The 13,020-nt window shown below is 64.7% G+C and carries 14 protein-coding genes; 5 read left to right on the forward strand and 9 right to left on the reverse strand.

Annotation, left to right across the window (positions count from 1 at the left end; translation table 11 throughout):
- Window positions 1–173: 173 nt before the first annotated feature.
- Complete coding sequence (locus AC1RQP_RS11645) at window positions 174–821, reverse strand: DUF2865 domain-containing protein (RefSeq protein WP_239627300.1); 648 nt, start codon at window positions 819–821, stop codon at window positions 174–176.
- 16 nt (window positions 822–837) lie between these two features.
- Window positions 838–1,611 (reverse strand): L,D-transpeptidase, encoded by a 774-nt coding sequence (locus AC1RQP_RS11650; RefSeq protein ID WP_492937019.1) that lies wholly within the window; start codon window positions 1,609–1,611, stop codon window positions 838–840.
- Window positions 1,612–1,818: 207 nt separating this feature from the next.
- On the opposite strand from AC1RQP_RS11650, the gene AC1RQP_RS11655 reads away from it, so the two are divergent.
- The 5 genes from AC1RQP_RS11655 to AC1RQP_RS11675 all read left to right on the forward strand — a co-directional run bounded on the left by AC1RQP_RS11655 (window position 1,819) and on the right by AC1RQP_RS11675 (window position 6,048).
- Window positions 1,819–2,931, forward strand: coding sequence for an AI-2E family transporter (locus tag AC1RQP_RS11655; protein WP_239627303.1), 1,113 nt, complete (start codon window positions 1,819–1,821; stop codon window positions 2,929–2,931).
- Window positions 2,932–3,008: 77 nt separating this feature from the next.
- Window positions 3,009–3,380 carry an ElaB/YgaM/YqjD family protein gene (locus AC1RQP_RS11660; RefSeq protein ID WP_131871948.1) on the forward strand — a complete coding sequence of 124 codons (372 nt, stop codon included), beginning with the start codon at window positions 3,009–3,011 and terminating at the stop codon, window positions 3,378–3,380.
- 90 nt (window positions 3,381–3,470) lie between these two features.
- Window positions 3,471–3,926: a hypothetical protein gene (locus AC1RQP_RS11665; RefSeq protein WP_239627305.1), complete on the forward strand. Its 456-nt coding sequence runs from the start codon at window positions 3,471–3,473 to the stop codon at window positions 3,924–3,926.
- Window positions 3,927–4,113: 187 nt separating this feature from the next.
- Window positions 4,114–5,256, forward strand: coding sequence for an OpgC domain-containing protein (locus tag AC1RQP_RS11670; RefSeq protein ID WP_239627306.1), 1,143 nt, complete (start codon window positions 4,114–4,116; stop codon window positions 5,254–5,256).
- A gap of 147 nt (window positions 5,257–5,403) precedes the next feature.
- Window positions 5,404–6,048, forward strand: coding sequence for a TetR/AcrR family transcriptional regulator (locus AC1RQP_RS11675; RefSeq protein WP_239627308.1), 645 nt, complete (start codon window positions 5,404–5,406; stop codon window positions 6,046–6,048).
- On the opposite strand, the gene AC1RQP_RS11680 is transcribed toward AC1RQP_RS11675, so the two are convergent.
- The 7 genes from AC1RQP_RS11680 to AC1RQP_RS11710 form a co-directional block, all read right to left on the reverse strand.
- Window positions 6,045–7,706 (reverse strand): CHASE domain-containing protein, encoded by a 1,662-nt coding sequence (locus AC1RQP_RS11680; protein ID WP_239627310.1) that lies wholly within the window; start codon window positions 7,704–7,706, stop codon window positions 6,045–6,047. The genes AC1RQP_RS11675 and AC1RQP_RS11680 overlap by 4 nt on opposite strands.
- 300 nt (window positions 7,707–8,006) lie before the next feature.
- Window positions 8,007–8,630 carry an urease accessory protein UreG gene (gene ureG / locus AC1RQP_RS11685; protein ID WP_035708617.1) on the reverse strand — a complete coding sequence of 208 codons (624 nt, stop codon included), beginning with the start codon at window positions 8,628–8,630 and terminating at the stop codon, window positions 8,007–8,009.
- 38 nt (window positions 8,631–8,668) lie between these two features.
- Complete coding sequence (locus tag AC1RQP_RS11690) at window positions 8,669–9,397, reverse strand: urease accessory protein UreF (RefSeq protein WP_492937148.1); 729 nt, start codon at window positions 9,395–9,397, stop codon at window positions 8,669–8,671.
- Window positions 9,378–9,995 carry an urease accessory protein UreE gene (locus AC1RQP_RS11695; RefSeq protein ID WP_492937020.1) on the reverse strand — a complete coding sequence of 206 codons (618 nt, stop codon included), beginning with the start codon at window positions 9,993–9,995 and terminating at the stop codon, window positions 9,378–9,380. The genes AC1RQP_RS11690 and AC1RQP_RS11695 overlap by 20 nt, the downstream gene beginning before the upstream one ends.
- Before the next feature lie 13 nt (window positions 9,996–10,008).
- Window positions 10,009–10,308 (reverse strand): putative quinol monooxygenase, encoded by a 300-nt coding sequence (locus AC1RQP_RS11700; RefSeq protein ID WP_027573733.1) that lies wholly within the window; start codon window positions 10,306–10,308, stop codon window positions 10,009–10,011.
- Window positions 10,309–10,451: 143 nt separating this feature from the next.
- Window positions 10,452–12,167, reverse strand: a complete 1,716-nt coding sequence (ureC, locus tag AC1RQP_RS11705) for an urease subunit alpha (protein ID WP_492937021.1) — start codon at window positions 12,165–12,167, stop codon at window positions 10,452–10,454.
- A gap of 34 nt (window positions 12,168–12,201) precedes the next feature.
- On the reverse strand, window positions 12,202–12,741 hold the full coding sequence (locus tag AC1RQP_RS11710; RefSeq protein WP_492937022.1) for an HD domain-containing protein: 540 nt from the start codon (window positions 12,739–12,741) through the stop codon (window positions 12,202–12,204).
- Window positions 12,742–13,020: the final 279 nt, after the last annotated feature.

A 13,020-nucleotide genomic window follows, 5' to 3' on the forward strand; every position in this document is an offset into this window, starting at 1 on the left:
TAGTCGGTTCCACTTCGGCAACCTACTGAAACCTCTCGCAATATCCGTCATTCTACGATTGGCCGAGCCACTCACGATTTCATTCTTCCAGATCCGGACCCGCGTGCGCTCACGGCGAGCTTGTCCGGAGACGACTGCCTATGGGGCGAGGATCTGCTTCGTTGCGGCAAACCTTACTCCTTCGCCACCACGGGGACCTGGCGGAATTTGGCGCGCACCGAGTCCGGCAGCGGCGAAAAATTCATCGCGACGCCGCGGCGGTCGTTGGCATTGCGGCTGGCGACCACGAGGCCGCCGGCGCCGGCGACGATGTCGCCCTTGCGCAGGGTGGGATCATCCTCGACCTTGACTTGGGCGAGCCCAGCCGGGTCCTTGCCGTTGCAGGTGCACCCCGCGACGATCTCGTTACGATAGCGGAACGCGTTCGGCAGGTCGGAATAGGACTTCCCGTTCTCCGTCGTGGCGTCGTCGATATTACTGCCGTAGACCAGCGAGGTTTCCGAGGCCGGGCAGAAGCTCTTGCAGGACTGCGCCTTGCTCGCGGCATCGGTGCCTTGCGCCGGGAAGTAGCGGCCGTCGCAGCCGCGCACGCAATAGGCAGTGCCGGCACCATAGGAGGACCGCCGCGGCGCGTCGTAGCGCGGCATGTCGTCGTTCGGGAACGGCATCCGGATCTCCGGCGGCGGCCGCATCCGGAAGCCGCCGAACAATGCCGAGAAAAAATCCTCCGCATGCGCCGACGGTGCCGACGCCAGACCGGCGGAGACAACGATCAACATCGCTGTGCCGCCAGCCAATTTGCCAACCACGCGCCTGCTCATACGACCTCGCTCACTCTCAGTTCACGGCCGACGTCGTGATGTTCAACGCCTGGCGGCCGGTGGGCAGCGTGCTCACGGCCGGGCGCTTTCGCGCGGGATCTGCGCCTCTGGCCATCAAAGGCGCGTTCTTCGGCAGCACCACGACCTTGGCGCCGACATTGACCCGGTTGAACAGGTCGATGACGTCCTCGTTGGTCATGCGAATGCAGCCGGACGAGACGAACTTGCCGATGGTGGAGGGATCGTTGGTGCCGTGGATGCGGTATTCGCTGGAGCCGAGATACATCGCACGCGCGCCGAGCGGATTGCCGGGGCCGCCGGCGACGAAGCGCGGCAGATAGGGCTGGCGCGCGATCATCGCGGTCGGCGGATGCCAGTCCGGCCACTCCGCCTTGCGGCTCACGCTCTGCACGCCCGACCAGGTGAAGCCCTCGCGACCGACGCCGACGCCGTAGCGGATCGCGCGGCCATTGCCGAGCACGTAGTAGAGATAGGTGTTGTTGGTGTCGATGACGATGGTACCGGCCGGCTCGCCCCTGTCGAAGCTGACGATCTGCTTGCGCAGCCGGTCGGGCAACCGGGCGTCCTCGTCGGCGGGCTGCGGCGCCTCGTTGACGTCACCCTGGGAGTAACCCGGATCCTGCGGATAGGCCTGCGGCTGCATTGGAGCATAGCCGAAGCTTTGCGCGCTCGCGCCACCACAGGTTACCGCAAGGAAGGCAGTAGCGAGCGCGAACGCGGCGACAGCGCGCGGCGCAGAGCTGCGGCGGACTACAGAGAATTTCGTCATGTGCTGCCCCGTTGGATGTCTGCATCAGGGTGACGCAGCTAATCCAAGCAACGCAGCGGAGCCGATTCGAGTTCCACCGCAGGCTGCGGCAGCTTGGTCACAGTCAAGCGAGCACATCTTCACGAAGCTGCGATGGAACTCGCGCTTCCTCCGCAACGTTATGGAATGGGCGCGCGGATCGCTAGCCTTCCATGCGGGAGATATGTTGTGCGCGTCCTTCCCGGCGAACGCCTGATGTCCGGAAACAGCGAAGGCGAACCGCTCCCTGAGAGCCGTGGCGAGCTGCCGCCGGTGGTCCGCCGCACCGAGTTCGTCGCTTTCGCGCTCGCGGGCCTGCTGCTGATTGCGGTCGTCACCGTGCTCTATGTCGGAAGGGCGTTCTTCCTGCCCGTGGTGATGGCCTTCGTCACCGGCACCATGCTGTCGCCGGCGGCGAACTTCCTGGAGCGGTACAAGGTGCCGCGGGGGCTCGGTGCTGTCCTGATCGTGATCGCGGGGACGACAGTGGTCGCCTTCGTCGTCGCCCTGATCGCTTCACCCGTGATGGAGTGGAGCACGCGCCTGCCGGAGCTCGGCGCCCAATTGAGGGATAAGCTGCACGTATTCAACCGGCCGCTGGCGCTGTGGCGAGAGCTGCAGGGCATGATCGGCGGCTCGGAGGGCTTCCCCAGCATTGAGATGCCCAAGGTCGAATGGGTGCAACCCACGCTGGAATTCCTCTCGCCGACCTTTACCGAATTTCTGCTCTTCTTCGTCACCCTCATTCTGTTCATCGCGAGCTGGCGCGACCTGCGGCGAGCCATGATCATGACGTTCAGCGATCGCGACGCGCGCCTGCGCACCCTTCGCATTCTCAACGAGATCGAGGTTCATCTCGGCAACTACCTCCTGACCGTCACCCTGATCAATGTGGGCGTCGGCATCGGCACCGGCCTTATCTGCGCGCTCACCGGCATGCCCAATCCGGCCGGGCTCGGCGCGCTGGCGGCAACGCTCAATTTCATCCCGATCATCGGGCCGGTCGCGATGTTCGTGGTGCTGGTCGTGGTAGGGCTGGTCGCCTTCCCCACCATCGGCGGCGGTCTCATGGCCGCGCTCGCCTTCGGCGGGCTCACCTTCCTGGAGGGGCACTTCATCACACCGACCATTATCGGCCGGCGACTGGCGCTGAATGCACTTGCGGTCCTGCTTGCGCTGGCCTTCTGGACCTGGATGTGGGGCCCCATGGGCGCGTTCCTGTCATCACCGCTTCTGATCATGGCCCTGATTCTCAAGGAGCATCTGATGCCGACGGACGCGCCGCATCTGCCGCAGGCCTGACTGGTTTCCGTGACGGAACTTCCCTGACGACGAAACGTTCTCCGGCTATCTCAGCCGTCAACAGTTTGGAGCTCCCGATGTCCACGCCCAATGCCGAAGCCGGGATGAAAGACTGGACCGACAAAGCCACCCGAGAACGTCTCGAGAAGGATGTAGCAGCCGTGAAAAGCGATATCGCCGCCCTCACCGACCAGATCACCGACGCGCTCAATACTTTCGCCAACTCCACCGGCAAGCAGGCTCGCCGCGGCTATCGCCAGGCGCGCGAAAACGTGGATTCCGCGATGGACGACATGTCCGAGCGCGGCAGCGCGATGATGGAAGCTGCACAAGACGCCTACGGCTCGATCGAGGAGACGCTGGAAGAGGCGATCACGCAGCGACCGCTCGCGACCGTCGGACTGGCGCTCGGCATCGGCTTCCTGATCGGCGTCGCCTGGCGCCGGTAAGGTTGCGGAACGGATGCTACGGCGGCGCTGCCGCGCCGCCGATGTCGGCTTGTGACGTTTCGGCTTGTGGGGGACTTGAGGAGCAAGGCCATGTTTCAGCGCATCATCGACGGGATCAGTGCATCCACCGGCACGACAATTCGGCTGACCTCCCTTGCCGCAGGCGCGGCCTTCGCGCTGCTGGTGACGACAGGCTTCCTTTGTGCCGCCGCCTTCATCTCGGTCCTGGAGGCATATGGCCCGGTGCAGGCCTGCCTGGCCGGCGCGGGCATCTTCTTCCTGCTGACCCTGGCGGCGGCGGGCTCCTATTGGGGCTACAAGCGCGAGGTGCAGAAGCGTGCCCGGATCGCGGCCGAGCGCGCCGCGAAGTCGGCCGCGCAGAGCATGCTGGCGGATCCGATGCTCCTCGCCACCGGACTCCAGATCGTTCGCGCCATCGGCATGAAGCGGCTGTTGCCGATCCTGGCGATCGGCGGCGTCGCCCTCGGCATCCTGGCAAGCCGCGCCGGTGTGTCCGACGAGGTGTCGGCTGAACCTGCCGAGTAGCGGTCGGAGCCGGTCAGAAAATTTCGTCGTAAGTCCTGCGAGCGCATCTATCGGCATTCGATAGAGGCCACGCCGCGCAATTTTGCGCCAGCCGGTGCAAACCGGTCCTGCTCACGCAAACGCTACTCGGATAGGCAGGAGGTTGCCGGTAAAAGCATCATCCTGATTCCAAAAGCTATTTTACTCAATGAAACCGTCCGTCAAGGCGAACCTCGCCGCATTCCATCACGACGCCAGGCTGTATTTGACACTCGGCATCGCCAACTGGTCGGTCTTCGTCGACCACATTCCGAACAACGTCGTCAATCTGCTGACGCTGCGCAACTTCGGCTTCAGCGGCGCGGCGGATTTGTTCGTGTTCGTGGTGGGCTATGGCGTCGCCATCATCCACGGCAGGATGGCGCTGGAGCGCGGCTACGTGGTCGCGGCGACGCGAATCTTTCGCCGCGTCTGGCGGCTCTACGCCGCCTATGTCGTGCTGTTCGTGATCTATATCGACGCCATCGCCTATGTCGCCTCGCAATCGATGGCGCCGGAGATCATCCACCAATACAACATCTCGGGGATTCTCGAGCACCCGCTGCGTATCCTGATTCGCGGCCTCGTGCTCCAGGAGGAGCCGCTGAACCTCGACCTTCTGCAGCTGATGATTCCTCTGATGGCCTTCTTTCCGTTCGCGCTGTGGGGTCTGTTGCGACGGCCGAACGTGACGCTTGCGGCATCGGTCGCGCTGTATCTTGCCGCACGCTGGTTCGAGTGGAATTTTCGGATCTCTCCCGACCAGGAGTGGACCTTCAATCCGTTCTGCTGGCAGATGCTGATGGTGCTGGGCGGCTGGTTTGCCGTCACCGGCGCACCGGCACGGGCGCTGCGCAACCTTCCCTGGCTGCGGCTACTCGCAGGGAGCTATCTCGTTTTCGCGATGGCGGTCACCCTGTTGCGCCATTCGCCGGAACTGTCCGCCTATCTGCCCGGCCTGCTCCTCGAGGGCATCGCGCCGACCGACAAGGAGAATCTCGCGCCTTATCGCGTGGTTCACTTCCTCGCGCTCGCCTTGCTCGCGACCCATCTGGTTCCAGCCGATCACCCCGGCCTGCGATTGAGGCCGCTTCAGGCGGTCATACGATGCGGCGAGGAATGGCTCGCCGTGTTCTGCGTCGGCGTGTTCCTGTCCTTTGCCGGCCATCTCATCCTGATCACCGGCCCCAATCTGGTGGCGATGCAAATCGTGGTGAGCATCATCGGCTTCGCCGCGATGACCGCCGTCGCCTACTACGTCGCCTGGTCGAAGCGGCAGGACATGCCTGCCGCCCTGAGGCAGCAGGCCTAAAGCATGATCCGGAAAAGTGCGTAGCGGTTTTCCGACAAGACCATGCTTAAACGACGACCTGAAGCGCGATGCCGATTCGTCCTGATTGCATCGGGCTTTGGTCGCAAAACCGTGCGATTCTGCTAGGCCGAAGGCCATGGCTGCGCTATGCCGAAAGTCTGCGTGAGGAGACCGGGCGTGGCGAGGGGGAAAGGCGGGGGTGACGAGGCTGACAGCGCGCCCCGGCGCGGCCGGCCGAGGTCAATCGAGACCAGCAACGCCATTCTCGAGAGCGCCTATGCGCTGATGGCCTCCACCGGCCTTGCCGCCACCACCATCGACGCGGTCGCGCGCCATTCCAGCGTCTCCAAGATGACGATCTACAAATGGTGGCCGTCCCGCGAGGCGCTTTTGATCGACGCCTTTCTCCACCACGCCGCGCAGATGCTGCCGCTGCCGCCGGCGAGTTCCGGCAGCCCCGCGGCGCGCGCGCGCCGCCATGCCGCGGCCTATGCCGAAGCGCTCCAGGGCGAGTTCGGCAAGGTCCAGCTCGCCGTCATCTCCGAATGCATCTCGAAGACCGGCTCGGCGGAGCTGTTCTACGCGCGCTATCTGCAATTCCGCCGCGACGCGCTCGTCGAGATGATCGCCGCGGGCCAGCAGGATGGCAGCATTCTGGCTGAGGGGCTTCCTGAGGATCTCTACGATGCGATCTATGGCGGCCTGTTCTATCGCTACGTCTTCGGCATCACGCCGGTCACCCCGGCCTACGCGCGCAACCTCGTCGATCTCGTGTTGCGGCCGAAGGGTTAGCTGCGCACGGGCCTGACCGGCGCCGAGATCTTGTCCGTGCGGTCGCGCTCGGTCATGTCGACCACCGTCTCCATCGGCGCGGTCAATTCATAGACGTAGGAGACGTCGGTGAAGAAGCGCTTGGCGGTGCCCCCTAGCGCCTCGGGCGCGACGCGGTCGAGCAGGATCAGGCCGAAATCGGAATCCGGCCGACGCGTCGCCTCGCTGGTGTTGAACTCCTCCCAGCGGAAATGGAAGACCTCGTTGCCCTCCTCTCCCGTCACCGTCCAGTTGGCGGTGATGTGCGGATGCTTTCCAACCAGCGACAGGCCCTCGTCGGAATGCGAGGCGAGCTCGAAGAACAGCAGCGACAGGCTTTGCGCCGCGCGTGCGCTGACCGCGATATCAGGACCGGTGACGGCGATGCGGTCGGCATGCGGGATGGCGCGCGCCTCGAACAGGCCCTTCAGCTTGACGCCCTGCCACTGGCTCTCGCTGAGCAGCGAGACCACGTTGGACATGGCGTGGATGCGCCCGATCAGCAGCTCGCGCGCGATGTCGATGTCCGAACCGTGGCGCAAGGTGCGCGTCACGATCGACTGGATCACCGCCAGGATGTTCTTGACGCGGTGGTTGAGCTCGTCGATGACCGCAGTCAACCGGCGCTCGAACCCGATCCTGACCTGTATCTCCCGGCTGAGTCGCAGATTGTTGTAGGCGACATAGCCGAACAGGCCGCACACCATTGCCGTGATCGCAAAGCCGATCGCCGCGACGATGATGGCGGTCTGCTCGGCGCGACGCGCCGAGTTGGTTTTCGCATAATAGCTGAGCTGCCAGTCACGGCCGCCGAAGCTCACCGTGCGCGTCGCCGACGGCGCCGGGCCGTCCACTGCAACCCTGCGCGTCGAGACCACGCCCTGGTCGTTGGCGATGAGCTCGCCGCCTTCCTTGCGCGGATCCCTGAGCGCGACCGCGAACAACGACATGTCGTCATTGGTCAGCATCAGCGAGGCGAGCTCGTAGGAAAATGTGACAAACCCGGCCGGCTCCGTTGCTCCCTCGGGAATGACGGGCGCAGCCACGATGATGCCGATCGCGCCGTCCCCGCGGATCAACGGCACCGGGTCCGAGGCAACCGACCTCTTCTCGGCGCGCGCACGCGTCAGCATGGCACTGCGAACCGGATCCTGATCGTAGCTGCGGCCAGGCAGCGTCTTGGTCTCGTTGCTGCGTGGCTCGAGGTCCATCAGCACGTCGATCGGCTGAGTGATCTCGGCCGGATTGATCGGCTTGTCGTCATAGGACCGAATCTGCGGATTTGGGAAGCCGGCGCCGGCGATGGCGGCCTGCGCCGCCGCGAGCTCGTTCGGCTTCAGCCGGGCGATCCAGCCGGCCACCACGAAATCGGTCTTGAAGGCGTAGATCGCCGAGCGCAGCGGCTCCAGCATGTTCGGCTTGATCACGGATGGCGTGCGGAACAGGCCTGAGGCGACACGCGCGAGCAGCTCCCGCTCGGTGAGGCGGTCCTGAACCAGGCTCGCATGAACGTCGATCGCGCGCGCGAGCGCAATCCGATCCAGCGCCAGCTCCTGGTCATGGACGCGATAGGCTGCAAGCCCGGAGAGCAAGGCCCCGAGCAAAGCGATGAAGCCGATGATGAAACCGAGCCTGACCACGCGATTACTCAGGCGAAAGCAGGAGGTCGGCAATAAACACGGAGCATATGAACGCCGCTCGAACGGCCGTCTGCCGAAACAGGGTAGACCCCAGTGGCGGAGATAATGGAGGAGGAGGCATCAGTACGCAACTTGGGTCGCCTGAAAAGCTTAATCCGCCCGGCCGATGGTCTGGCAGGGATGGATCTGCCCCCGGGCGCCGGAGGTAGTTAATCGCCGTGTCCGAAATTTGTTCCGCGGTTACGGCGCTGCCCAAACGTTAACGACGGGGAAATGCCTGCGCCAAGTGGTCGCGTCCCGTCAGCCCGGCCGTTTCAGGCCGCCTTTGGCTTCGATGAAGCCGACGATTCGGTCGAGCCCCTCGCTTTTCTTCAGGTTGGTCATGACGAAAGGACGCTCGCCGCGCATGCGCCTCGCGTCCGTCTCCATCTTCTCCAGGGAGGCGCCCACATGGGGCGCGAGGTCGGTCTTGTTGATGACCAGGAGGTCGGACCGGGTGATGCCGGGGCCGCCCTTGGACGGGATCTTGTCGCCGGCGGCGACGTCGATGACGTAGATGGTGAGGTCGGCCAGCTCCGGGGAAAAAGTGGCAGCGAGATTGTCACCGCCGGACTCGATCAGCACGAGATCAAGTCCGGGAAACTTGGCGCGCATGTCCGCGACCGCGGCGAGGTTCATCGAGGCATCCTCGCGGATCGCGGTGTGCGGGCAACCGCCGGTCTCGACGCCGGCGATGCGATCCGGCGTCAGCGACCCCGACCGCACGAGGAACTCCGCATCCCATTTGGTGTAGATGTCGTTGGTGATCGCCGCAATGTCATAGCGCTCGCGCATGGTCTTGCAGAGCAGGTCCATCAGCGCGGTCTTGCCCGACCCGACCGGGCCGCCGACGCCGACGCGCAAGGGGCCGTGAGATTTCGACATGTGATTCGCTCTCTCTCGATTGGTTGAAGCCGCGCCGGTCACGAGCGAAACAGCCGCGTGTACTGCGTCTCGTGCCGCAGGCTGGCGAGATCGGCCCGGAACGTCGCGCTGCCGAGATCGTCCAATGCCGCATTCAGCGCACGATTGGCGGTCGCGGCGACGGCGGCTTCCAGCCTTGCCAGCACACGCTGGCTATCGGTCTGGCCGAGCGGAATGAGCCGGCTGGCCGCCGAGATCCAGTTCGAGACCAGCGCATGCAGGAAGGCGTGCAACGTCGGCGCCAGCGGCACGGCGTGCTGAGCTGCGACGACACCGACGGCGACCGGATAGACCGGTGGCGTGCTGCATGCCGCAATCACGGCATCCAGTCCGTCGGCATTCCAGGCGGCGCGGGCGATGTCGATGAAGGCGCGCCCCTGCGAGGCCGTCTCCAGCTGCCGCTCGCGCGACGGCACGAAGGCGGCGGCGAGTTCGGCGATCTCGTTCAAAGCGGTGGTCTCGCCCGCTTCCGCGGCGCGATAGGCGTGGACCAGAAACGTCGCGTCACAAAAGCCGGAGCCGTCGCCGAGCATCGCATCGAGCCAATCCGCCAGCGAGGCGGCGTCGGTGATGTCGCCCGCCTCGACGGCCCATTCGAGGCCGCTGGAATAAGAGAATCCGCCGACCGGGAACGCCGGCGACAGCCAGGTCATCAGCCGGTACAGCGCCGCCGCCTCGCCTTCGGCAAGGGCACCGGCGCCGACCGGCTCATTTGTGGTCATGAGCATGCTTGTGGCCGTGGTGATGGTCGGGGTGGTCGCAGTGCTCATCGTGGTGATGGTGGTGACCGTGGCCATGATCATGCGCGGCATGATCATGATCGTGGTGGCCGTGATCATGGTGATGATGGCCGTGGTCGTGATGCGCATGGTCGTCGTGTCCATGCGCGTGGCCCGCATCGGCATAGGCCCCGCCTTCGGGATCGAACGGCGCCTCGATCTCGATCACGCGCGCGCCGAGGCCCTTCACCATGGCCTCGATGACGTGGTCGCGGCGGATGCGCAGGGCCTTGGCCATGATCTGCGTCGGCAGATGGCGATTGCCGAGATGCCAGCCGACGCGGACGAGATGGTGCGGATCGCGGCCGCGGATCTCCAGCAGCGGCTCGGGCGCCGCGACCACTTCGATCAGCCGGCCGTCCTCCAGCACCAGCGCGTCGCCGCCGCGCAGCGCGACGGCATGCTCCAGGTCGAGCAGGAATTCGAGCCCCCGCGTGCCGGTCATCGCCATGCGGCGGCGGTGCCGATCGTCGAAATCGAGCACGACCGTATCCGCTGGCGCTTCCGTGAAGCGGTGCTGTCCCCTGACCTGCGTCGCCCGGATCATGCGTCCTACCTCTTTACCGTGTCTCGACCTTCTCGGGGGTGATCACTTCGATCTTCGGCGGCGCCGTGAAGCACTTCACCGCGACGCGGCCGAACGTCTTCATGTGCTCCATGCCCCGATGCGGCACCAGAGCCTCGGCGTTTTCCCACTGCTCGACGAACACCATCTTGCTGGGATCGGTGACGCTTTCATGCAGATCATAGGCGATATTGCCGGGCTCCTTCCGCGTCTCCTTGATGCAGGCGGTGGCCGCTGCAATGAATTCGGCGCGCGTTTCGGGCTTGATGGTCAAAGTGGCAACGACGTAGATCACGAGAAATCCTCCCGGCTTTTCTTCTGAAGGTTAAGATACCAGGCGGGACATTAGACCAGGCGGGACCGAACGCAAAACCGCAAAAAGCCGTCCCCGGACACGCGGCCAGACTTCCCTCCCTGGACATGCGTTGAGGCGCTATTTCAGTACATGAAATACCGCTGCGCCATCGGCAGCACCTCAGCGGGCGGGCAGGTCAGCAGTTCGCCGTCGGCGCGCACCTCGTAGGTCTCCGGATCGACCTCGATGTTGGGCGTGGCATCGTTGTGGATCATGCTCTTCTTGGAGATTCTGCCGCGGGTGTTCTGGACGGCATAGAGCTTCTTGTCGATGCCGAGCTTGCGCGCGAGGCCGCCGGTGACGGCAGCCTTCGAGGTGAAGACGACGGAGGACGCCGTGAGCGCCTTGCCGAAGGCGCCGAACATCGGCTGGTAGTGCACCGGTTGCGGCGTCGGGATCGAGGCATTGGGATCGCCCATGGGCGCGGCGACGATCGTGCCTCCCTTGACGATGCAATCCGGCTTGACGCCGAAGAACGCCGGCGACCACAGCACGAGATCGGCCAGCTTGCCCTTCTCGACCGAGCCGATCAGCTTCGACACGCCATGCGCGATCGCGGGATTGATCGTGTATTTGGCGATGTAGCGCTTGACGCGGAAATTGTCGTTGTCCTTGCCCTTGTCCTGCGGCAGCGAGCCGCGCTGCTTCTTCATCTTGTCGGCGGTCTGCCAGGTCCGGATGATGACCTCGCCGAGGCGGCCCATGGCCTGCGAGTCCGAGGACATCATCGAGAGCGCGCCGAGGTCGTGCAGGATGTCTTCGGCCGCAATCGTCTCCTTGCGGATGCGGCTTTCGGCGAACGCCAGATCTTCCGCGATCGAGGGATCGAGGTGGTGGCACACCATCAGCATGTCCAGATGCTCGTCGATGGTGTTGCGGGTGAAGGGCCGCGTCGGGTTGGTCGAGGACGGCAGCACGTTCTTCAGGCCGGCGATTTTGATGATGTCGGGGGCGTGACCGCCGCCGGCGCCTTCGGTGTGGAAGGCGTGAATGGTGCGGCCCTTGAACGCCTTGACCGTGTCCTCGACGAAGCCGGATTCATTCAGCGTATCGGTGTGGATCATCACCTGGATGTCGTGATCGTCGGCGACCGCCAGGCAATTGTCGATCGCGGCAGGCGTGGTGCCCCAGTCCTCGTGCAGCTTCAGCGCGCAGGCGCCGGCCTTGATCATCTCGACCAGCGCGGCAGGGCGCGAGGCGTTGCCCTTGCCGGAGATGCCGAGATTGACCGGGAAGGCATCGAACGACTGGATCATCCGCGCGATGTGCCACGGGCCGGGCGTGCAGGTGGTGGCGAAGGTGCCGTGCGAAGGGCCCGTGCCGCCACCCAGCATCGAGGTGACGCCACTCATCAGCGCGTGCTCGATCTGCTGCGGGCAGATGAAATGAATGTGGCTGTCGAAGCCGCCGGCGGTGAGGATCTTTCCTTCGCCCGCGATGACATCGGTGCCGGGACCGATGACGATGGTGACGCCCGGCTGGATGTCGGGATTGCCGGCCTTGCCGATCCCGGAGATCATGCCGTCCTTGATCGCGACGTCGGCCTTGACGATGCCCCAGTGATCGACGATCAGCGCATTGGTGATGACGGTGTCGGCCGCACCCTGCCTGTTGGTGACTTGCGATTGCCCCATGCCGTCGCGGATCACCTTGCCGCCGCCGAACTTCACCTCCTCGCCATAGGTGGTGAAATCCTTCTCGACCTCGATGATGAGGTCGGTGTCGGCCAGTCGCACCTTGTCGCCGGTGGTCGGGCCGAACATGTCGGCGTAGACGGAACGCTTTATCTTGACGGACATCACGAGCCCCGCTTGCGTTGGAATGTCTGGTGGGTCATAGCAGCGCCCTTGCTGCTTTCACGGCATCATCGAATCTTTCGTCGAGCCACGCATTGCCTCCGCGGCAACCCGCCACGACCTGCGTGGCCCACTCGATGTAGTCGGCGAGATCCTGGCGTTCCTCGGCATTCGGGTCGGTTTGAATGCGCGCGCCCGTATTGCTGATCTTGTCGGCGATCTTGATCAGCTTGGCGCCATCGGATTTCTTCGGAGCGTCCAGCACCTGAAGCCGACGCCGCTCAGCCTTCGGCAGGCTCATGTCGTCGGTGCACTCGGTGACGAGCGAGGCGATACGCTCCGAAAATCTCTGCGCGAGTTCCTCACGCGTGGTGTCGGTATCCTCAATGCAATCATGCAGCCAGCCGGCAGCGACGAGCTCGGCGTCGGCACCTTCAGTCGCGGTCGCAAGCAGGTTCGCGACCTCGGCGAGATGATTGATATACGGCTCATTGCCGCGCCCCTTGCGCGCCATGCCGTTGTGGCGGTGCGCGGCGAGGTCGGCAGCTTCGGAGATGAGGCGGATGGCAGGCAGCATGGCTGTCACAGCACTCCTCGACGACAACATCCGCGATCGACGCAGCCTCGCAAGGCTACTCCCGTCGGAGTTTGTAGCTCACCCCTCTCCCCAACCCTCCCCCGCAAGGCAGGGCGATCGCATGTGGTGTGCACGATGCGGCGGCATCGGCGCTGGGCTCCCTCTCCCGCTTGCGGGGGAGGGCTGGGGTGGGGGTATCTCCGCGTCGGGATTGCCAGGGATTGAGGAGAATGTCCCTGCGTGGCGAGAGCCCTCACCCGCCGCGCTCTGCGAGCGCGT

The organism is Bradyrhizobium sp. GW821-FHT13H06, assembly GCF_058803975.1.

Excerpts from the sequence above, each read along its gene's own strand:
- AC1RQP_RS11645 (WP_239627300.1), bottom strand. The coding sequence starts at position 821 with ATGAGCAGGCGCGTGGTTGGCAAATTGGCTGGCGGCACAGCGATGTTG.
- AC1RQP_RS11650 (WP_492937019.1), bottom strand. The coding sequence starts at position 1,611 with ATGACGAAATTCTCTGTAGTCCGCCGCAGCTCTGCGCCGCGCGCTGTC.
- AC1RQP_RS11660 (WP_131871948.1), top strand. The coding sequence starts at position 3,009 with ATGTCCACGCCCAATGCCGAAGCCGGGATGAAAGACTGGACCGACAAA.
- AC1RQP_RS11665 (WP_239627305.1), top strand. The coding sequence starts at position 3,471 with ATGTTTCAGCGCATCATCGACGGGATCAGTGCATCCACCGGCACGACA.
- AC1RQP_RS11670 (WP_239627306.1), top strand. The coding sequence starts at position 4,114 with ATGAAACCGTCCGTCAAGGCGAACCTCGCCGCATTCCATCACGACGCC.
- AC1RQP_RS11675 (WP_239627308.1), top strand. The coding sequence starts at position 5,404 with ATGCCGAAAGTCTGCGTGAGGAGACCGGGCGTGGCGAGGGGGAAAGGC.
- ureG (WP_035708617.1), bottom strand. The coding sequence starts at position 8,630 with ATGTCGAAATCTCACGGCCCCTTGCGCGTCGGCGTCGGCGGCCCGGTC.
- AC1RQP_RS11690 (WP_492937148.1), bottom strand. The coding sequence starts at position 9,397 with ATGCTCATGACCACAAATGAGCCGGTCGGCGCCGGTGCCCTTGCCGAA.
- AC1RQP_RS11695 (WP_492937020.1), bottom strand. The coding sequence starts at position 9,995 with ATGATCCGGGCGACGCAGGTCAGGGGACAGCACCGCTTCACGGAAGCG.
- ureC (WP_492937021.1), bottom strand. The coding sequence starts at position 12,167 with ATGTCCGTCAAGATAAAGCGTTCCGTCTACGCCGACATGTTCGGCCCG.
- AC1RQP_RS11710 (WP_492937022.1), bottom strand. The coding sequence starts at position 12,741 with ATGCTGCCTGCCATCCGCCTCATCTCCGAAGCTGCCGACCTCGCCGCG.